Origin of the sequence: Metabacillus halosaccharovorans (assembly GCF_002019635.1) — a bacterium.
Classification (GTDB): domain Bacteria; phylum Bacillota; class Bacilli; order Bacillales; family Bacillaceae; genus Metabacillus; species Metabacillus halosaccharovorans.
Genome location: NZ_KV917373.1, coordinates 169,743 through 188,418, shown reverse-complemented (window position 1 = coordinate 188,418; position 18,676 = coordinate 169,743). Strand labels below are relative to the sequence as shown.

Annotated in this window: 21 protein-coding genes; 16 read left to right on the top strand and 5 right to left on the bottom strand. The window is 36.5% G+C overall.

What is annotated here, in order from left to right; translation table 11 throughout:
• Positions 1–55 precede the first annotated feature (55 nt).
• The 8 genes from BK577_RS25270 to BK577_RS25235 all read left to right on the top strand — a co-directional run bounded on the left by BK577_RS25270 (position 56) and on the right by BK577_RS25235 (position 7,674).
• Positions 56–1,411, top strand: coding sequence for a YheC/YheD family endospore coat-associated protein (locus BK577_RS25270; RefSeq protein WP_078435577.1), 1,356 nt, complete (start codon positions 56–58; stop codon positions 1,409–1,411).
• A 29-nt stretch (positions 1,412–1,440) separates the two neighbouring features.
• Positions 1,441–2,538 (top strand): YheC/YheD family endospore coat-associated protein, encoded by a 1,098-nt coding sequence (locus BK577_RS25265; protein WP_078435576.1) that lies wholly within the window; start codon positions 1,441–1,443, stop codon positions 2,536–2,538.
• On the top strand, positions 2,531–3,904 hold the full coding sequence (locus BK577_RS25260) for a YheC/YheD family endospore coat-associated protein (protein ID WP_245823611.1): 1,374 nt from the start codon (positions 2,531–2,533) through the stop codon (positions 3,902–3,904). The genes BK577_RS25265 and BK577_RS25260 overlap by 8 nt, the downstream gene beginning before the upstream one ends.
• Complete coding sequence (locus BK577_RS25255; RefSeq protein ID WP_078435574.1) at positions 3,891–4,937, top strand: YheC/YheD family endospore coat-associated protein; 1,047 nt, start codon at positions 3,891–3,893, stop codon at positions 4,935–4,937. Before BK577_RS25260 ends, BK577_RS25255 begins: the two co-directional genes overlap by 14 nt.
• 58 nt (positions 4,938–4,995) lie before the next feature.
• Positions 4,996–5,205, top strand: coding sequence for a YheE family protein (locus BK577_RS25250; RefSeq protein ID WP_078435573.1), 210 nt, complete (start codon positions 4,996–4,998; stop codon positions 5,203–5,205).
• Positions 5,206–5,252: 47 nt separating this feature from the next.
• Positions 5,253–5,444 carry a hypothetical protein gene (locus BK577_RS25245; RefSeq protein ID WP_078435572.1) on the top strand — a complete coding sequence of 64 codons (192 nt, stop codon included), beginning with the start codon at positions 5,253–5,255 and terminating at the stop codon, positions 5,442–5,444.
• Positions 5,445–5,535: 91 nt separating this feature from the next.
• Positions 5,536–6,432, top strand: coding sequence for a PucR family transcriptional regulator (locus tag BK577_RS25240; protein WP_078435571.1), 897 nt, complete (start codon positions 5,536–5,538; stop codon positions 6,430–6,432).
• Positions 6,433–6,561: 129 nt separating this feature from the next.
• Entirely contained in the window at positions 6,562–7,674 is a 1,113-nt protein-coding gene (locus BK577_RS25235; protein WP_078435570.1) for an ABC transporter ATP-binding protein, read from the top strand.
• 260 nt (positions 7,675–7,934) lie between these two features.
• Here BK577_RS25235 and BK577_RS25230 read toward each other — a convergent pair whose 3' ends face one another.
• Positions 7,935–8,177, bottom strand: coding sequence for a hypothetical protein (locus tag BK577_RS25230; protein WP_078435569.1), 243 nt, complete (start codon positions 8,175–8,177; stop codon positions 7,935–7,937).
• A 374-nt stretch (positions 8,178–8,551) separates the two neighbouring features.
• Here BK577_RS25230 and BK577_RS25225 point away from each other — a divergent pair, with 374 nt between their 5' ends.
• The 3 genes from BK577_RS25225 to BK577_RS25220 all read left to right on the top strand — a co-directional run bounded on the left by BK577_RS25225 (position 8,552) and on the right by BK577_RS25220 (position 9,808).
• Complete coding sequence (locus BK577_RS25225; RefSeq protein ID WP_078435568.1) at positions 8,552–8,770, top strand: alpha/beta-type small acid-soluble spore protein; 219 nt, start codon at positions 8,552–8,554, stop codon at positions 8,768–8,770.
• Between the two features lie 196 nt (positions 8,771–8,966).
• The gene (locus BK577_RS26710; RefSeq protein ID WP_264143627.1) at positions 8,967–9,092 is read left to right on the top strand and encodes a hypothetical protein; all 126 of its coding nucleotides are present in this window, start codon (positions 8,967–8,969) and stop codon (positions 9,090–9,092) included.
• A gap of 95 nt (positions 9,093–9,187) precedes the next feature.
• On the top strand, positions 9,188–9,808 hold the full coding sequence (locus tag BK577_RS25220) for an NAD(P)-dependent oxidoreductase (protein ID WP_078435567.1): 621 nt from the start codon (positions 9,188–9,190) through the stop codon (positions 9,806–9,808).
• Positions 9,809–9,840: 32 nt separating this feature from the next.
• Here the strand turns inward: BK577_RS25220 and BK577_RS25215 are convergent, their stop codons facing one another.
• Both BK577_RS25215 and BK577_RS25210 read right to left on the bottom strand, forming a co-directional pair.
• Positions 9,841–10,158, bottom strand: a complete 318-nt coding sequence (locus tag BK577_RS25215; protein ID WP_078435566.1) for a YbjQ family protein — start codon at positions 10,156–10,158, stop codon at positions 9,841–9,843.
• Entirely contained in the window at positions 10,139–10,342 is a 204-nt protein-coding gene (locus BK577_RS25210; RefSeq protein WP_139367461.1) for a hypothetical protein, read from the bottom strand. The genes BK577_RS25215 and BK577_RS25210 overlap by 20 nt, the downstream gene beginning before the upstream one ends.
• Positions 10,343–10,548: 206 nt before the next feature.
• Here BK577_RS25210 and BK577_RS25205 point away from each other — a divergent pair, with 206 nt between their 5' ends.
• The 5 genes from BK577_RS25205 to BK577_RS25185 all read left to right on the top strand — a co-directional run bounded on the left by BK577_RS25205 (position 10,549) and on the right by BK577_RS25185 (position 15,178).
• The gene (locus tag BK577_RS25205) at positions 10,549–10,869 is read left to right on the top strand and encodes a hypothetical protein (RefSeq protein WP_078435559.1); all 321 of its coding nucleotides are present in this window, start codon (positions 10,549–10,551) and stop codon (positions 10,867–10,869) included.
• 133 nt (positions 10,870–11,002) lie between these two features.
• Positions 11,003–11,530, top strand: coding sequence for a universal stress protein (locus BK577_RS25200; RefSeq protein ID WP_078435557.1), 528 nt, complete (start codon positions 11,003–11,005; stop codon positions 11,528–11,530).
• Positions 11,531–11,653: 123 nt separating this feature from the next.
• The gene (locus BK577_RS25195; RefSeq protein WP_078435556.1) at positions 11,654–12,964 is read left to right on the top strand and encodes a globin-coupled sensor protein; all 1,311 of its coding nucleotides are present in this window, start codon (positions 11,654–11,656) and stop codon (positions 12,962–12,964) included.
• Positions 12,965–13,149: 185 nt separating this feature from the next.
• Positions 13,150–14,526, top strand: coding sequence for a Na+/H+ antiporter NhaC (gene nhaC / locus BK577_RS25190; RefSeq protein WP_078435554.1), 1,377 nt, complete (start codon positions 13,150–13,152; stop codon positions 14,524–14,526).
• Between the two features lie 103 nt (positions 14,527–14,629).
• Positions 14,630–15,178, top strand: a complete 549-nt coding sequence (locus BK577_RS25185) for a DinB family protein (RefSeq protein ID WP_169908503.1) — start codon at positions 14,630–14,632, stop codon at positions 15,176–15,178.
• 660 nt (positions 15,179–15,838) lie between these two features.
• Here BK577_RS25185 and BK577_RS25180 read toward each other — a convergent pair.
• Both BK577_RS25180 and uidA read right to left on the bottom strand, forming a co-directional pair.
• Entirely contained in the window at positions 15,839–16,639 is an 801-nt protein-coding gene (locus BK577_RS25180; RefSeq protein ID WP_078435551.1) for a peptidoglycan-binding protein, read from the bottom strand.
• Positions 16,640–16,864: 225 nt separating this feature from the next.
• The gene (gene uidA, locus BK577_RS25175; RefSeq protein ID WP_078435550.1) at positions 16,865–18,673 is read right to left on the bottom strand and encodes a beta-glucuronidase; all 1,809 of its coding nucleotides are present in this window, start codon (positions 18,671–18,673) and stop codon (positions 16,865–16,867) included.
• Positions 18,674–18,676 lie beyond the last annotated feature (3 nt).

Here is an 18,676-nt window from a genome sequence, read left to right as displayed (position 1 = left end):
TCTGCCTAAGAACATTATAGAGGTTGGCTTCATCTCGAGCAAATGAGGGAATTACATGATTCGAAAAACGATTGAAATTACAGAAAATGTAACTTCTAAACTTGATATATGTGAAATAAGCGTTGGCCTAAGAGAACATCTAGGTCTCTCCAAAAATATTCATTCCTTGAAAATTAGTTGCGGGATGCATACTGTGTTCTGTCCAATCGTATTTATAGATGAAGAGGATCTTAGTTTGTCCTTACCTGCCCATATCTTTGATGAGCTGCATCTGCCACATCAAACACTGTCACTTCAAGGGCAATTAGTTAACCCAAGAAATCTTAAGCTTGGTCCCATCATCGGTCTTTTAACTGAAATCAAAGAAAAAGATCACCATGTACACTTTGGGTCCATCCATGAGTTTTGCAAAGAGCTTGCTGCATATTGTTATACCAATGGTTGCTTACTCTATATTTTTTCCTTTTCATCTTATAACAAAGAAATGATGCAAGGTTATTGTTTTCTTCAAGATAAGTGGATAAAAACAACTGTGCCGTATCCTGACGTTGTACACAACCGAATTCATTCTCGAACCCTGGAAAAATCAAAGAAGTTTTTGGATCTTACGTCAGATTTAATCGAAAATAAAATTCCGTATTTTAATGATCGCTTTTTAAACAAATGGGAAGTGCATCAAATTCTTTCAGCAAATGAACATCTCCTACCCTATCTACCTGAAAGTCAATTGCTAGAATCGAAGAACATGTTGAAAAGTATGCTCACTGAGAAAAAGGATCTTTTTATAAAGCCGATCAATGGTAGTCAGGGAAAAAGAATCTTTCGGGTAAAACAAACTGAAGAAAACCAATACTATCTTGATTACACAACATTTTCCGGAGATATCAACAAAGAATATCAAAGCTTTGAAGAACTATTCAAAACATTGTATCCCAGATTAAAAAAGGAAGGCTTTCTTTTACAAGAAACAATTCCACTTAAATCCTATAAAAATCGCACCCTTGATTTCCGGTTTTTATGTCATAAAAAAGACCGTCACCAATGGAAGGTTACTTCCGCTGTTGCAAGAGTATCAGCAGAACAACAGTTTGTTGCAAATTTAGCAAGAGGCGGCGAGATATACAAACCAAAAGAAATACTGCAAGAACTTTTCGGAGAGAAAGAAGCAGGTCATTTACGGAAGTTATTAGCTGAGCTTTCCATAGAAATAGTAGAAGTCATCTGCATTCAAGCTGGTGGAGAATTTGGGGAATTTGGTATTGACCTTTCACTAGATGAAGATAGCCACCCTTGGATCATTGAGGTTAATACTAAACCATCAAAATCAGAAGATGATCTTAAATCTGGAAAAGTCCGGCCGTCAGCCAAATCTATCATTCAATATTGTCTATTTTTATACGAACAAAAATAGCCGGCATTTAGACAAAAGGAGTGTTGTGCTTGGAACGGATATCATTAGGAATAATGGCAGTTCACTTATCACATGAACATGGATACGTGACAGAGATTGCCAAACGAAGTACTTCATACGGGATGAATTGTGTTCGATTTGTCCCTGCTTCTATTGACCCTATAGACTTAACGATTACAGGTGAAACGTTTGATCCGCAAACGCAATCCTGGATAAGTGATACATTTTCGATTCCTCCATTTATTTATGACCGCTGCTTTTACAATCAAAGTAAAGCTTCAAAGAGATGTAAACCTATTGTCGAGTGGTTGAAAAAAAATCCCGCTACCACGTTTTTAGGATATGGGTTACCTGATAAATGGAAGGTATATCATACCATTCAAAAAAATAACCATCTTAATTCATACTTACCTGACACTGAGCTGATTTCTACACCTATGCAAATTTTAAATCGCTTAAGAAATGATTCAAGCTGTTTATTAAAGCCTGTTGTTGGATCAAGAGGTATCGGCATTGTTGCCATTCACCAAACTCAAAAAGAAATAACGATCACATACCATAACGGTCCTGATAAAAAAACGAAATCGTTTGAACAAGTAGACCGATTTATGAACTGGTGTGAACGTCTACTAAAGCAACAAAGCTATCTTCTTCAACCTCTCCTTCCACTTGTCGATGGTGAAGGCTATCCATTTGATATACGCATTCTTCTCCAAAAGGATGCTGACGGTAACTGGTCGCTAGTTGAAAAAGGTGTAAGAAAAGGGTACCAAGGGTCATTTTTATCAAATCTAACAACTGGTGGAGAGCCCATTACCTATAAGCAGTGGTCTGAGAAGCTCACACCCAGACAAAGATTTCTTCTTGAAGATGAGCTATCCACGATTACTTCACATCTTCCAACCCTACTTGAAGACAGCTTTGGTCGGCTATTCGAACTTGGAATTGATATCGGCTATGCCAAAGATGGCTCAATCTGGGTATTGGATGTAAATTCAAAGCCCGGGAGAAAAACATTCATTGAAACAAAGCCTGAGTTAAAACACACACTTTATGATTCACCATTAGCCTACTGTAAATATTTGAGCTCGAAAAATAACCAAAAAGGAGCTACGATCATTGACTAAGATATACTTAATCCAACAAACGGATTCACAGGACTTTATCATTCATCTACCAAAACATTCACCGCTGGATGAAGAGATTCACTCTGTATCATTTGGTACGTTCATCATGCCTTGTGAAATTGTTTATGAAGATCACTTACAAGATACGATTCTTGTTTCACAGGAAGTAGCCAAACAGCTTCTTCTTCCGATTGGTGGAAGTACCACTCTTATTACACATGAAAACATTTTATATTTAGGACCTATTATCGGTATTTTCACAGCAGGATTTACCGAGTCACTATTACGACCAATTGGTGAGCGTTCTCTCTTTTTTGCCAAGTTCTTATCAATTGATCATTCACTTGGAATACACTCTTATGTGTTCGGAGCCCATCATATTAATTGGGAGGAAGGAACAATTGAGGGATACACATATGGAAAGTCGGGCTGGAAGAAAGAACTCTTTCCATTCCCTAATGTTGTGTACGACCGTCTTCCTAATCGACGGATCGAAAACCACAACGCACTTAAACTAGTCAAAAAACGGCTCATAGAAGAATACTCTATACCTTGGTATAATCCCGGTTTTTTCAATAAATGGTCCATTCATCAGCTTCTCATTCATGACCATAATGCTTCCTTATATTTACCTGAAACCATTCATACACCAACAATAAGCCAAATGGAAGAGATGCTTGCAAAATACCAAAGCATTTACTTAAAACCTGCAAATGGCAGCTTAGGTTTAGGCGTATATCATCTCATGTATTCTCGTGACGATAATATGTATTACTCCAGATATCGTGACGATCATGAAATCAATCGGCTCAGGAAATATGCTTCACTTGAAAGCTTTCTAAAAGCATGCTTTAAAGACAAACGGCTCTCAAGCTATTTAGCCCAACAAGGAATAAAACTAGCCCGAATAGATGGGAAACCAATTGATTTTCGCATTCATACCAATAAAGATGAACATGAAGAATGGAAGGTTACCGCCCTTGCGGCAAAGGTTGCAGGCAGAGGAAGTGTGACAACCCACTTAAATAATGGCGGTGTTGTGAAAAGCCTGGAGGAAATTTACGATGATCCACAAGAGAGAGTGAAAGCCCTCCATCATTTAACAGAGGCTGCAATCAAATTAAGCGAAAGAATTGATGAACAGATTACAGGCTTTATTGGAGAAATTGGCTTTGATTTAGGAATTGATGTAGAGGGAAGAGTATGGATGTTTGAGGCAAATTCTAAGCCTGGAAGATCCATCTTTTCACACCCTGAGCTAAAAGATGCTGACCTATTAACCCGCAAAGCATCCTTGCAGTATGGCCTTTATTTATCAAAAAAAGCAATCCTTCAACCTGAGGAACTTGTAAATGGAGACCTATAACCAACCACTTGTTGGCATATTTGCAAGTAAAGGACAAAAAAAGGATACGTTCCGTGGAGACATCTCTGTTTTTAAAGCCATTCAGAAGGAATTAAAAGAACAAGGCGTTCTATCATTTGTTTTTACAACAGCCGGCATTCACGAAACAGGCATAACAGGATATGTTTATTTTGAAGGTTACAACAGATGGGGAAAGATCTCTTTCCCTTTTCCAGATCTAATTTATAATAAAATTTCGACAAGATCTGAAGAATTATCTTTTGAATTTAAACATCTATATGAACTGTATCAGCAAACAGAAAAGCCATTCTTTAATCCCTGCTTTTTTAACAAATGGGATTGTCACTTGATCCTTTCCCAAGAGAAAAACCTGCAATCTTACTTACCTGCTTCCTGGAAATACACAATACAATCAGATCTGGTTAAACTCCTTCATACATATCCTTCACTCTACGTAAAACCAGTAAATGGTTATAAAGGCAGCGGAATCATTAAAGTTATGAAAAACGAACATCACTTTACAGTTCAAACAACATTTGAAAAAAGTATACTTTCAAATGAAGAATTTTCAAATTGGCTGGAGAACTCTCTTAAACCTGATTTGTATATAATGCAGGAGGAAGTTCAAACGGACAAGTTTGATGCGTGTAAATATGATTTACGGGTTCTTTGTATGTATACAGAAGGAAGATATACATCTGTTGGCATTGGGGTCCGTAAGGCTAAGAAAGACTCCATTGTTACACATGTGCCTAATGGAGGAGAGATTCTTCCCTTTCATAAAGTCCAAGACCGCTGTTCCCTTAAGGATATTGACTGGTTAGCCAATGAGGTCGGAAACACGTTAACGAAGAGTATTGGGTTCATTGGAGAATTTTCAATGGATATAGGTTTAACATCAACCGGTTCCCCTATTCTTTTTGAAGTGAATTCAAAACCGATGATTTTTGACGAAAAGGATATTCAACTTAAACGGATTGTTCTGTTAGCTAAACTTTTTCTTTCCCTAACCAAAAATTCCAGTATTAGGTAAGAGGAATTTCCCTCTTTTCGCCGTATAGTTTGAATATAACAGGAAAGGAGCGGTTAAGTTGATTACACATTTTCAATACAAACCAATGTTCAAACAAGCAAATTTGCCTGGTTGGCGAATTTCCTTTTACTTTCGGGGAGCACACTATGATGGGGTGTATCATAAAAATGGACAAATTGAGTGGGGATCCCAAAAGCCTCCTAAAGAAGCGGAAACAGACCTCCAATCACAAATTCAAGAATTAATGCTGTTTCATGTTTATGAATGAACATATCTCCTTCCGCACAAACTATATGCAAAAGGAGGGTTAAAAAAATGTCCGATAAAGAATTAGGTGTAAAGCAAGATCTTAATTATGAAGGTAAAGACAAGGCATATTTAGATATAGATCGTATGATTAATGAAGGGTTATCAGGAGGCTCTGTCCACATGAGAGAGGATTCTACAAATATTGAAGAAGCCCGCGATCTTATAGAAGAAGATCCTCCCTATTTAGCTGATAAGTAGACAGTTCATATCGAACTGTCTTTTTCCTTTTATACATGTTGTTTCTTACTTATAATAGAGTTATGGACAACGGATAAAAAGGAGTAATTTCATGTTAGATAACTTGATGAAACATTATAAAAACGCAATGACAACGACATATATTCCACATGATACGACCTATGACTGGTTTCAGACAGATGCAGGTCAAGTTTTTGGAATTTCAAAAACGGCTATACACGCTAATGAAAAAGAATTACTCTCCTCCCTCTTTCAACCATTAGAAAATATTAGTGAAGATTCATTTACAATCAGTCAACAAAAATGGTATACATTTTTATTTTCAGAAGAGATGGGACAATCTCCATTGCCTACTGAAAACACATCTGTTCGTTTTTATTATTTTTTCTTAAAACAACCAATTGATGATAAACAAAACTTTGAAGAAGCTGTAAAAGGAATCATAAACTCCGAGCTTGTTATTTGGTTAAGTTTTTCACACGGTATCATTGTAGAAGACAAACCTCAGGTTACACTTGAAATAGATATGTTAAAAGACTTTAGTGATACACTGACCACTGACTTTTATGTTGAACCGTTTATTTATATAGGGCAGCTTCAAAAAAATGATGAAGATCTAAAGAAAAAGTTTTTATTAGAACAAAGCTGTTTTCATACTTTACATCGAACTAGTAATCGCGAAAAAGTGATGAACTTTTATGAGGCACTTCCGATTCTCATCATGAAAACCCCTACTGCGAGTAAAAAAGACATACTCTCAAATCACTTACTAGAGGCAATAGAGGACAAAGAACTCCACCATACGATTGAAGCATTTTTCCACTCCAATTTGAATGCATCATCTACAGCGAAAAGATTATTTATTCACAGAAATAGTCTTCAATATCGACTGGAGAAATTACTAGAAAAAACAGGATTGGATATTCGTACATTTTCAAATGCAGCCTTTATCTTTCTAGCAAGTATTTTGGTTCATTACGAGAACTAGGATAGCGTTTACAAATTGCACAAAAGAGCCTAGTATTTTTCGTGCAACTTGTACGTTTACTTCTTTAAGTGAAATCCCTTACAATAAAACCAAGTTAAAACGCTTTCAAATAAGGGGAGGAATTAAGAAATGGCTGAGTTAAAATTAGATAATATTTATAAAATTTATGACAATAAAGTAACAGCGGTAGAAGATTTCAATCTTCATATCCAAGATAAAGAATTTATCGTATTCGTAGGTCCATCTGGTTGTGGTAAATCTACTACACTTCGTATGGTTGCAGGTTTAGAGGAAATTTCAAAAGGTGATTTCTACATCGATGGAAAACGTATGAATGATGTTGCACCAAAAGACCGTGACATCGCGATGGTATTCCAAAACTACGCTCTTTACCCACATATGAATGTATATGATAACATGGCATTCGGTCTAAAACTTCGTAAATTACCAAAAGACGAAATCGAACGTCGTGTAAACGAAGCAGCGAAAATCCTTGGTCTTGAGCAATACCTACAACGTAAACCAAAAGCTTTATCAGGTGGTCAGCGTCAACGTGTTGCCTTAGGTCGTGCGATCGTTCGTGATGCAAAGGTATTCTTAATGGATGAACCTTTATCAAACCTTGATGCGAAACTTCGTGTACAAATGCGTGCTGAAATTACTAAGCTTCACCAACGCTTACAAACAACAACTATTTACGTAACACATGACCAAACAGAAGCGATGACAATGGCTACTCGTCTTGTTGTATTAAAAGATGGTCTAATTCAACAAGTAGGTTCTCCTAAAGAAGTGTATGACAAGCCTGAAAATGCATTCGTTGGCGGATTCATCGGCTCACCTGCAATGAACTTCTTCAAAGGTACTTTAACAGATGGCAAATTCTCATTTGGAAAAACATCTGTAGCTGTACCAGAAGGAAAAATGAAATACCTTCGTGAGCAAGGCTATGTGAATAAAGAAATCTTAATGGGTGTTCGTCCTGAAGAAATCCATGATGAGCCTGTTTTCATTGATGCTTCCCACGGTACTAAAATCACAGCAAAAATTGAAGTTGCCGAGTTAATGGGTGCTGAAACAATGCTTTACTCTGAAATCGATGGTCAATCTTTCGTAGCTCGTGTTGACTCTCGTACTGACGTAAAACCAGGTCAATCACTTGACTTAGCATTAGATATGAACAAAGCTCACTTCTTCGATAACGAAACAGAATTAAGAATTCGCCCAGCAGGTGAGAAATAAATCAAAAGCGCAAGCGCCTTGGTCAGCCTTGGGCAAATAAGACGATTAAGAATAGAAGGCGTTCTTTGCCTTCAATTCTTAATTGGCTTATGACCTCGAGGGGCTAGGCGCTGGCAGTCTAAGAACGCGACGTCCTGTCGCAACAACTGCACTTGCACGTCCTGTGCTTCGGAGCTGGATGTCAAAGCGCTAGCCACAATTTAAACTTTATATGATTTACTAGTAAACATTGAGAGAGGTCCATTCCGGCCCTCTCTTTCTTATTCCTGAATAGAAGTAGTTTCTTGATGCTGACAACTTGGACAGTAAAAATAATGTAAGCATAGATGATTTTCCAGTGAAGCAGGTTGACCATCATAGAGTTTCATAATGTCAATATCCATATATGCACTGTAATCATCAAAATAATCCGTTATCTTTCCCTGATCTTCCATAATCGTATGACAATTTGGACATTGAAACGTTCTCTGCTCAAGCCCGTTACACAAAGGACATAAATGCATCATGTCATCCCCTTTATTACTCTCATAGCTATAGAATCCCATAATAAATCATCATTTATGTAAGTTCTCTCGTAAATTGCACCTTTATATATAAACGTATATTTTCTAAAGCATTGACTCATAATACAAACAATCAACCAGATGTTTTTGAATTTCTTTTAAACAAGCAAAGATGAAAAAATTACCATAAAAAAGATGAATATAATAAAAGAAAAAATCCATAATACTTAGTAACAACAGCGCAACACACAACCAACTACCTTTTATCAATGGGTTACGCCGAGTTAGGCTATGAAGGACAACATCCTCCATATGTTGGTGCAATCCCAGCTAACCCAACCATTAAAAACCTTTTATGAGGAGATGAATATAAGATGGCACAAAATAGTTCAAACAGCAATTCGTCAAATCAATTAGTAGTACCAGGAGCAGCACAAGCAATTGATCAAATGAAGTATGAAATCGCTTCTGAGTTTGGTGTTAACCTTGGTGGAGAAACTACTTCACGTGCTAACGGTTCTGTAGGTGGAGAAATCACTAAGCGTTTAGTATCAATGGCTCAACAATCTATGAGCGGTTATTCTCAACAATAACAATTCCATATAATTGGCTAGAGACCAACACATTGTGTTGGTCTCTTTCAGTTGAATGAAAATGTATCAAACAAGTTCTTTCGACCATATAGTATAAGTAAACCCTCAAATGATCTTTATATGATTTCACCATCATTCCTCGTAAAGAAAATGACTTCCCTATTCACATACCTTTTTTGAAAAGGAGCTGAATGATATGTTTGATGCGATTGATTGGAAGCAAGTTGGGTTTGTTGGTTATACATTATTTCATGAATATATGATATATGTTCGTTTTCCACAAATATACTATTGGGATCTAGTAAAGAAGAAGTCAGATTAACAGTCACCCCTCTAATAGGCATGTTTATTTCCATTATTAACGGATATACGTTACATTAATGAAAACACAGCATAATTAAGAGGTGAGTTTTAGTAATGAATATCGCATTATTTGGAGCAACAGGTCGTGTGGGGAAAGAACTTTTGTCTTATCTTTTACGTGATGGGCATTTCGTAACAGCACTTGTTCGCTCTCCTGAGAAAGTGGATGTAGCATCACCCAACTTAAACGTCATAGCAGGTGATGCAGCACAGTATGAGGATGTTTTAAAAACAATCAAAAACCAGGAAGCTGTCATTAGCGCATTAAGCACAGATGGTCAACAGCTTCTCTCAACAGCTACACCTCATATCATCAAGGCGATGGAGTCCAATCAAATCAAGAGGGTTGTAACAATTGGAACGGCAGGTATCCTCCAATCCCGATCTCAACCGGATCTTTATCGATATCAATCAAATGAATCTAGAAGAAAAACTACAAGAGCCGCTGAAGAACATGTAACAGCCTATCAATACCTTCAATCCAGTTCTTTAATGTGGACAATTGTATGCCCAACTTATCTTCCAGATGGAACTTTAACGAAAAATTACCGTTTTACTCCTGACTTTCTTCCCTCAAACGGAAAGGAAATCTCTGTCCAAGATACAGCACATTTTGCCTATCATGAACTTTTAAACAATAAATTTATCTATAAACGAGTTGGGATTTGCTACTAAAAAAAGGGCTGGCTGCCCTTTTTTCTTTTCCATTATTCTTCTACTATAACTGCCGTTCCATAAGCGATGATTTCTGATGCATTTTGCATGACCGCGGATGATTCAAGTCTCATACATACAATGGCATTAGCACCCTTTTCTTTCGCATCCTCAACCATACGAAAGATCGCTTTTTGACGAGCTTCTTCCATCATCTCTGTGTACTCTTTTAGTTCGCCGCCAACAATTGTTTTTAACCCGGCCATTAAATCTTTTCCAATATGTTTAGATTGAACAGTACTGCCTCTAACAAAGCCCTTATATTCCTTTGTTTCTTTACCTGGAACTGTCTCAGTAGTCACGATAATCATTTTTGTCGTCCTCCTTTTTTTCATCTATTCTAATCTTAATAAAAGTTATAACTAAAACAAGCAATGAAAGAAAATAAACAAAAAATAATCCAATGGCAATTTTTATGTTAATAAATAAAAAAATAATTCCAACAATCTGTGTAACAACGGCAGAAAGCATGCTTATGTACTTTAGTTTTTCCATCCCCATCTTCCTTCCTCTCTCACCTTCTACTATACCTTGTTTCCCTTAAAAGATGAATGTTTTTCATCCGACATTATACGTCGTATAGGTACCAAGTACTATCGCAGGACTATTGAAGTATTTTTCTTCAAATAGGTTTCCCACCATACAAGAGGAGGTAAGTAAAGAGAAAACAAACATACAACATTTTTTATGGAGGAATTCATATGAATAAACCCATTACATTACAATTCACATTTAAAAATCATTTACGAATTGATCAAGTGATAAAAATTAGTCAATTAGCAAAATCCTATAACGGAAGTATTTACTTAGTAACAAGAAATAAAAGCGTTATCAACGCTGAAAATTTCACTACCTTTATTACCTATTTATTAACTGTTAAAAACGGACAAGAAATAACGTTCATTATTAACGGAGAATATTCACATTTAAAATTAAACGATTTAAAGAAGATCATTTCTTCAGAAGCAACACTAGCGAAAAAACCAATGTTACAACCAGCTATGAAAGCAAACATGGAATAAGCAAACTAGGAGGAATCATTCATGGTACGAACTATTTTAATGGTCGTTGGAGCAATTGTCGTCATCAGCATTTTACTTAATTTCATTTTTTAATTTGGTCTTATCAAAATCCAATTTGAAAGGATGATTTTACATGAAAGAACTTAACCATTTAATTGTTGCATTTGACGGGACAGACGATAGTAAAGAAGCACTTGAATTAGGAATTAATATGAGTAAAAAAATGAACACTCAGTTATCAGTCGTATATATAAGTAAAGAAAAATCCCTAAATCCCTTAACAGACCAGGAGCAAACACCTTTAATTTCACCCGTTCACTCTTATCCGGTTGGAGAAATGAGAAACTATCCTGCAATACCTGTACCACAGGAACAGGAACTAAACCCTGAATCTTCAGAAGTTTTTCCAGACAAAAGTCAAGAAGAAATCACTCTGGAAACAGAGGCAAATCGTATACTACAACATCACCATGCGAAAGCAAATGTCTCTGTATCCTACGGTGAACCTTCTGACGCAATCGTCTCCTACGCCCAAGAAAACGAAGGTGATTTGATCATCATCGGTAACCGGAATATTAGCGGCTTAAAAAAATTAATTTTTGGCAGTGTCAGTGAAAAGGTCTCACAATTATCAACCATTCCAGTCTTAATTGCAAAATAATTTACTTTTCAAAAGGTAGAATTTAGTTTCTGCCTTTTTTATTTTTGGTAAAAACTAAATACTCTGATCTTCCATGCCGATATACCTAGTAAGTATATATTTACGAAATGGGGAATTATTTTCATGGGTATCTTATCGTTTAGAAAAGAGAAGAAAGCCGTTAATTCAGTACAAAACGAAGATTACGAAGCACTTTTATCAAAAGTTGTTTTACAAATAGACGAACCGGAATTACTCTCACAAATCAACATGCTCGACATCACAAAACACGACCTGGCGATTGCATTGAAAGTTAAACCTTATATTGAAGAAAACATTCAAGAAATTGTTCAAACTTTTTATGCATCATTTGAAGCCGGACAAGGTCTTATTGATATTATTAACAATCACAGCTCTGTTGACCGCTTAAAAGAAACGCTTAAAGCACATGTATTGAAAATGTTTAATGGACAAATGGATGCTGAAGATGTTAAACGAATGAGAAGAATTGCACATATCCATGTAAAAATCGGCCTTGAGGCAAAATGGTATATGGCTGGATTTCAGCAGCTTCTTGCTTCTGTCATTCATACAATTGAGCCACATTTCCACTCAAAAAGTGAAATCATACAAGCCATTCAGAGCATCAGTAAATTATTTAGCCTGGAACAACAGATTGTTTTAGAAGCATATGAAAGTGAATATGCTTCTGTCCGCGCGGAAAGCGAGCATGAAAAACAGCAAATTCGTGCGGAAGTAAACCATCTGGCTGCACAATTAGCAGAGACAACTGATCATACAAAGGCTTTTATTCAGGAAATTCTCGCTCAATCACAAGAAATCGCTTCTTATTCAGTTGACCGTTCGGAAGCTGCCGCAACCGCGGAAGAACAAGCTCACCACGGAAAAAGTGATTTAGAAAAGCAAAGTAAACTAATGACATTCATTGAACAAAGCAATGTTGAAATCCTTGAAAAAATGAAGTCTCTTGAACAAACATCCGAGAAAATTAATCAAGTTGTTTCTATTGTTACATCCATTGCCGAACAAACAAACTTATTAGCATTAAATGCAGCGATTGAATCAGCTCGTGCCGGGGAATATGGAAAAGGCTTTGCTGTTGTAGCAAGTGAGGTTCGCAAGCTTGCAGAAGAAACAAAAAGTTCTGTACAGGGTGTATCTAGCTTAATCACAAATATACACACTCAAATTGACAGTATTTCTGACTCGATTAACAAAGTGGCAGATTTAACAACAAAGGGATCTGATCAAATGGATGATATGAGCTCATTCTTTGATACGATACTTGATATTATGAACAAAAACAAACAACAAAGTGAGCAAGCAAAAACAGACCTGACAAACTTTACAGATGTTATAAATGACGTCTCAAATGCGATCCATTCAATTGCCGACACTTCGGACCAATTAAAAGATATGGCGAAAACAATTTAAAAAAGACTCTAAAAATCAGTGAACTTTTTCACTGATTTTTCTTTTTGTAAATTATTATACCAACAAAACATTCATCAAATTTAGAACATTCAAAATACTGTTTTAAATTGACACAAAAAACTAGACTGGTATAATACTTTTGTACGAAAAAGCGTAAAAGCGTTTAAGTTATAAAGGAGTTTTTCATGAGTAAAGAAAAAGGAACGTTTCATTTTAAAGAAGCTGTCGGGCTTCTCCTTCTTATATTAGCTGTTATTTTTTTAAGTTTATTTTTATTAAAAACTGAACCACATATAGCACTACTCAATTGCTTATTGGTCATATTACTAATTGGATTGTTACGAGGATTTGGATGGAAAAAGTTAGAAGAAGGCTTAATAAAAGGAATCCAAAGTGGTATCCAGCCAATTGTTATATTAGGATTAATCGGTATGTTAATAGGTGCCTGGATGAGCAGTGGGACCATTCCAACGATCATGACGTATGCCTTAACGATCATCAACCCCGATTACTTGCTTATCACATCACTATTTTCTTGTATGGTCATTTCAAGTTTAGTTGGAAGCTCTTTTACAACAGTGAGCACAATCGGAGTTGCTCTAATGGGGGCAGGCATTGCAATCGGTTTACCAATCGAATGGGTTGCCGGAGCTATTATCTCAGGAGCTTGTTTTGGGGACAAAATGTCTCCTATGTCAGACACAACAAATTTTGCATCAGGTGTTGCAAAGGTTGATTTATTTACTCATATAAGACATATGTCTTTAACAACGATTCCTAGTATACTCATTACAACCGTTATTTTCTTTATTTTGGGAAGAATGGCTCCTATCGATGTTACATCACTTAGTGAAATGAAAATCATGGTCTTGGCAATTGAATCACAGGTTCAGGTAAGCAGCTTAACCTTGTTATCTCCTATTATTGTAATCATTTTGGCCATTAAACGTATACCCGTTATCCCTTCATTAATTATCGGTATAGTGACGGCAGCAATAACGGCAGTCAGCATACAAGGAATTTCATTTAGTCAGTTTCTACATGTCTTACAAAACGGGACAACCTTTTCAATTGAAAATGAACAAATAAGCAATATGTTAAATCGTGGCGGTTTACAATCCATGATGTGGTCGATTTCACTTATTCTAATCGCATTTGCTTTTGGAGGATTGTTGGATTCTCTCAAAATCATTCCGACATTACTAAACGGGTTAATAGGTCGAATTCATTCAAAAGGACAGTTGATTCTTTCAACAGCTTCTTCTTCATTAGGTGTCAATTTACTTACTGGTGAGCAATACTTGTCTATTTTAATACCAGGGCAATCATTTAAGTCCCTATATGAAGACATGGAGCTGGATCGAAAATATTTATCTAGAACGCTGGAAGATGCAGGAACGTTAATTAACCCGCTTATCCCTTGGGGAGTTAGTGGTGCGTTCTTTGCTCAAACTCTAGGTGTACCTGTTTTGGCATTCTTACCTTTCGCGTTTTTCTTATACCTTTCCCCTGTTTTTACTATTTTTTATGGATTTTTAAAAGATCGTAGAACCGTCTCTTAATGAGGCGGTTTTTTTGTAATTTCAAAAAGAATTACAGTTAAAAATTAACATTTATATTAAGATGAGTTAACATGAAGGTATAACTAGTATGGAGGCGGTAATAATGCTGGAACGTCCTAATATGAATGAATATCATCCGTATTTTGAGAGATACTTGGAGCTTGTTCCTGACAAAGGCTTACAAGATATTCTAAAGAAGCAGCAAAAAACAACTATTAATCTTCTAAGTAATATAACCAGTGAACAAGCAGAATACCAATATGAGGAGAAAAAATGGAGATTGAAAGAAGTAGTCGGACATATGGCAGATGTAGAACGTGTGCTGAGTTATCACCTTCTTGTCATTGCTCGTGGCGATACGGTCTCATTTACTCCCTTTGATAAAGATTTATTTATGACTAATGCAAATTTCAGACAGCTTGATTTCAAGGACATACTTTCAGATTTTACGATTGTAAGACAGTGTACCTCTTCATTGATCTCCAGCCTTCTTGAGGATTCATGGATCCGTACTGGAACAGTATTAAACCACCCTATTACTGCACGTGCACTGGCATACATTATTGCCGGTCATGAACTGCATCATCAAACGATTATCAAGGAAAGATATTTGATAAATAACAACTTAGATTCCATGGAAAAAGGAAATTAATATAATCCTTTTTCCTTCCATAAAGCTGAAAAATCCAAGGCAGAAATTTCCTCACTTTAAATTTATCCATTCACATGCATACTTTGTTGTTTTTTAATTTAGTGTTAAAGGGAAAAAATAGTCCGTTCCATTGCGCTCCACTATAAATTCTTAAGCAACAACCTTTGCGAAAACAACCTAAATTATGATAACTGGTTTTGTGACAATTTTTTCAATTATATATTATCCATTAATCACTTCATTTTTCATCAAATTCCCATTTACAAAAAAGTCCATACAAATAAGCTATGTTGTGCATAGGTTATATCAGCTTCTAACTATTTATAGGTAAAGGAGAGTTAAATATGTATCAACATTATCATACCATTACTACCGGAGCACATCCGGGACAGCCGGGGGCATGTACAGCAGAGTACAATCACCATACTCTTTATAACCACCACAATCCTACAACTAACAACCATTACAATCATAACAACAATTATACGCCTTATTATAATTACCACTTCATCCCTACTTGGTGGCAGCAAGTTCCATCATTTCCCCGATATTGTTCAGGTAAATGAGTACAGGATTCAACTAAACTTTGAGCGAAGAGTACATTAAACCAACACATAAAAGAAGCTGATCTACAAAATAGCGTATATCAGCTTCTTACCCTTATTCAATTATTTCCACACGTACGTTTTTTCGCCCCCATTGCAGAGCATCATCATGGTTAGGAATGAACACATCGATTGAATTCCCGTTCACACCGCCACCTGTGTCAGCTGCTATGGCAATACCATGACCATCTACTTTTACAATGGAACCAAGTGGAATGACGTTGGGGTCTACCGCGATTACTTTCGCATCGGGATATTTTTTCAAATCAAGACCCATTCTCGTCACACCTGAACAACCGTTACAACTTGCCGTATATGCTGTGCTTTCCACCGTTAATGTTTTACCTGCAGCTGAACCACGCTCAGCCTTACGATCTAACGCCGACCTTGTATTTGGTCCTGCAATTCCATCAACCGCAAGTCCTTGTTGCTTTTGAAAGCTCTTGACCGCACTTACTGTGCCGTCTCCATATATACCATCTACACTTGATTTATAGTGACCTGTTTGCTTTAACTGATACTGAATATGTATAACTTGCTTCCCAATGTTTCCATTTCGCAACACTTTTAACGCATGGTTTGTTTGCGGCCCGGCAATTCCATCATCCTTCAGGTTGCGTTTACGCTGAAAGTCCTTGACGGCCTCTACAGTGATATCACCATAGTATCCAGTAGATGTATGATACGGGAATACTCCTTTTGTCATCAAATAATCCTGTAGTTCGGCAACATCCTTACCTGATGACCCCTTCGTGAGTATCCTTTCCCCTAGCGCTGAAGCTGTAAAAGTAGGCCCTACAATCACAAGGACGCCAACAGCGAAAACTATAAACATGTCTCTATACCTTTTAAACATAAAAAATCCTCCCTAAATTCTTTTTACATTACAGAATTCGGGAGGAACTTACATTATTCGTATATAGAAACAAGATTCACATCGTTAGGCCCTCAATCATCCACTATTTTGAAATTAACTGTTCTATTTGGTACATATAAAAATGAAGTCTATATTACACAGCCCCCCAGCAGGCTAATCTACTTACTACAGTCAAGATGATTGAATACTACTAACTTGAATAGACTAGTCCTTATTCAGACTTTGCTTCTTTTTATATCCAAAGTTCGGTATATCATTCCAGCGTTTCCGCAATTCGTGAGCAGCAGCTTTTGGCTTACGTTCCCGTGTAAAGATCCCTTTCTTATTCCCCTGAACACGGACTATGCCCTGACTTGTTGCAAAATCAGCAAAATTCCAAACCTGTTCACCAATAAATTCCTCATACTCTTCAAAAATCTCATGATTTACACGATAATATTCCACTTGATATTCTTCTGTAAACATCACAGGATCAACATCATGAAAACCCGCCACAGTATCAGCACCATACTCAGTAAACATAATAGGTTTTCCTGGGCATCGTTTTTTCCATTTATCGAACTCTCCGCGTAATTTCAATCGTATTTTATCCCATTCTCCTCCCTCTGAATACCAACCATAGTAACGATTAAGTGCAAGGACGTCTATTATTTCAGCAATTTTATCTGTATCTGGATTGGCTCCTCCATGTGTTACGATTGTGACTGGACGTTTCTGCGGATCAAGTTCTCTTGTTAGTTTGACTAGCGGCTCAAAATATTCCAGTGCCCCTTCTTCTTCCGATGCCGGTTCATTTGCCACTGACCACATAACGACGCATGCATGATTTTTATCACGAGTAACTAGTTCTTCAATAACCTGCTTATGTGCTTCAAATGTATCCGTTTCTTTCCATGTGTCACGGTATGGTGCACCAAACATTGTAGCAGCAAAATTCAAATGAATCCCGACAGCGGGTGTTTCATCAATAACAACAATTCCTTCTCGATCCGCTAGTCGCATGATTTCTTCAGAATATGGATAATGAGCAGTTCTGAATGAATTAGCTCCAATCCATTTTAATAGATTAAAATCAAGAACATTTGCTGCTTCATTAAAGCCACGTCCATTAATATAGGTATCTTCATGCTTGCCAAACCCTTTAAAATAAAATGGTTTATTATTGATCAAAAATTGACTATCTTTCACTTCAACTTTACGAACTCCAAAAGGTTGTTCATATACATCTAGTACTCTATTATTTTCATTTAGTTCTATTTTTAAGGTATATAAATATGCGTTTAATGGCTCCCACAAAGTAACAGAAGGAATAAAAACTTTACCTTCACTCCCTGATTCTTCAGCAACAACTTTTCCTTCTTCATCTATCACCTTGATATTTATCTCAGCTGGATTAGACGTTTCAACATTATAAGACACATTTCCAGTGATATCCGGGACAATTGTGACATCTTTAATAAATAGTTTTGGCGTTGTATAGATCTTAACAGGGCGATGAATACCTGCATAATTAAAAAAGTCAAAATTTGGTGTGTTCTTTTCAACTTTCCCAATATCTTCAATGTTTTCTAAACTATAATTGCCGACTGGTAAAGTGGTTTCATTCACAATATTATTAACGGCTACTGTGAGCCGGTTTTTTCCAGGTTTCAAAAATTTATTGAGTTCTGCTTCAAACGGAGTGAATCCTCCAGTGTGCTCTGTGACAAGACTCCCATTTACATAAACCTTTGCTTGATGTGTTGCAGAACCAAAACGCAACATGATCCTCTCTGCTGATAACATCCCTGGTATAGTAAATTCTCTTTCATACCACACCCAGCCAATGTGATTTCTTATTTTGGAGAACACACCTACATCATTGTAGGATGAAGGAACAGACATACTTATCGTGTCTTGAAGTTCGTTTGCATACCATTCTTCTTCCAAGCCCAAACCTTCATCAAGCTTAAATGACCATATACCGTTTAAATCAATAATTGTTCGTGAATCTGTAATAATTGGATATAACATAAA

Bases quoted from the DNA above. Each gene is read 5' to 3' on its own strand.
- BK577_RS25255 (WP_078435574.1), top strand. From the start codon at position 3,891: ATGGAGACCTATAACCAACCACTTGTTGGCATATTTGCAAGTAAAGGA.
- BK577_RS25240 (WP_078435571.1), top strand. From the start codon at position 5,536: ATGTTAGATAACTTGATGAAACATTATAAAAACGCAATGACAACGACA.
- BK577_RS25200 (WP_078435557.1), top strand. From the start codon at position 11,003: ATGAAAGAACTTAACCATTTAATTGTTGCATTTGACGGGACAGACGAT.
- BK577_RS25270 (WP_078435577.1), top strand. From the start codon at position 56: ATGATTCGAAAAACGATTGAAATTACAGAAAATGTAACTTCTAAACTT.
- BK577_RS25245 (WP_078435572.1), top strand. From the start codon at position 5,253: ATGTCCGATAAAGAATTAGGTGTAAAGCAAGATCTTAATTATGAAGGT.
- BK577_RS25215 (WP_078435566.1), bottom strand. From the start codon at position 10,158: ATGATTATCGTGACTACTGAGACAGTTCCAGGTAAAGAAACAAAGGAA.
- BK577_RS26710 (WP_264143627.1), top strand. From the start codon at position 8,967: ATGTTTGATGCGATTGATTGGAAGCAAGTTGGGTTTGTTGGTTATACA.
- BK577_RS25185 (WP_169908503.1), top strand. From the start codon at position 14,630: ATGCTGGAACGTCCTAATATGAATGAATATCATCCGTATTTTGAGAGA.
- BK577_RS25195 (WP_078435556.1), top strand. From the start codon at position 11,654: ATGGGTATCTTATCGTTTAGAAAAGAGAAGAAAGCCGTTAATTCAGTA.
- BK577_RS25180 (WP_078435551.1), bottom strand. From the start codon at position 16,639: ATGTTTAAAAGGTATAGAGACATGTTTATAGTTTTCGCTGTTGGCGTC.
- uidA (WP_078435550.1), bottom strand. From the start codon at position 18,673: ATGTTATATCCAATTATTACAGATTCACGAACAATTATTGATTTAAAC.
- BK577_RS25225 (WP_078435568.1), top strand. From the start codon at position 8,552: ATGGCACAAAATAGTTCAAACAGCAATTCGTCAAATCAATTAGTAGTA.
- BK577_RS25210 (WP_139367461.1), bottom strand. From the start codon at position 10,342: ATGGAAAAACTAAAGTACATAAGCATGCTTTCTGCCGTTGTTACACAG.
- BK577_RS25230 (WP_078435569.1), bottom strand. From the start codon at position 8,177: ATGCATTTATGTCCTTTGTGTAACGGGCTTGAGCAGAGAACGTTTCAA.
- nhaC (WP_078435554.1), top strand. From the start codon at position 13,150: ATGAGTAAAGAAAAAGGAACGTTTCATTTTAAAGAAGCTGTCGGGCTT.
- BK577_RS25205 (WP_078435559.1), top strand. From the start codon at position 10,549: ATGAATAAACCCATTACATTACAATTCACATTTAAAAATCATTTACGA.
- BK577_RS25220 (WP_078435567.1), top strand. From the start codon at position 9,188: ATGAATATCGCATTATTTGGAGCAACAGGTCGTGTGGGGAAAGAACTT.
- BK577_RS25235 (WP_078435570.1), top strand. From the start codon at position 6,562: ATGGCTGAGTTAAAATTAGATAATATTTATAAAATTTATGACAATAAA.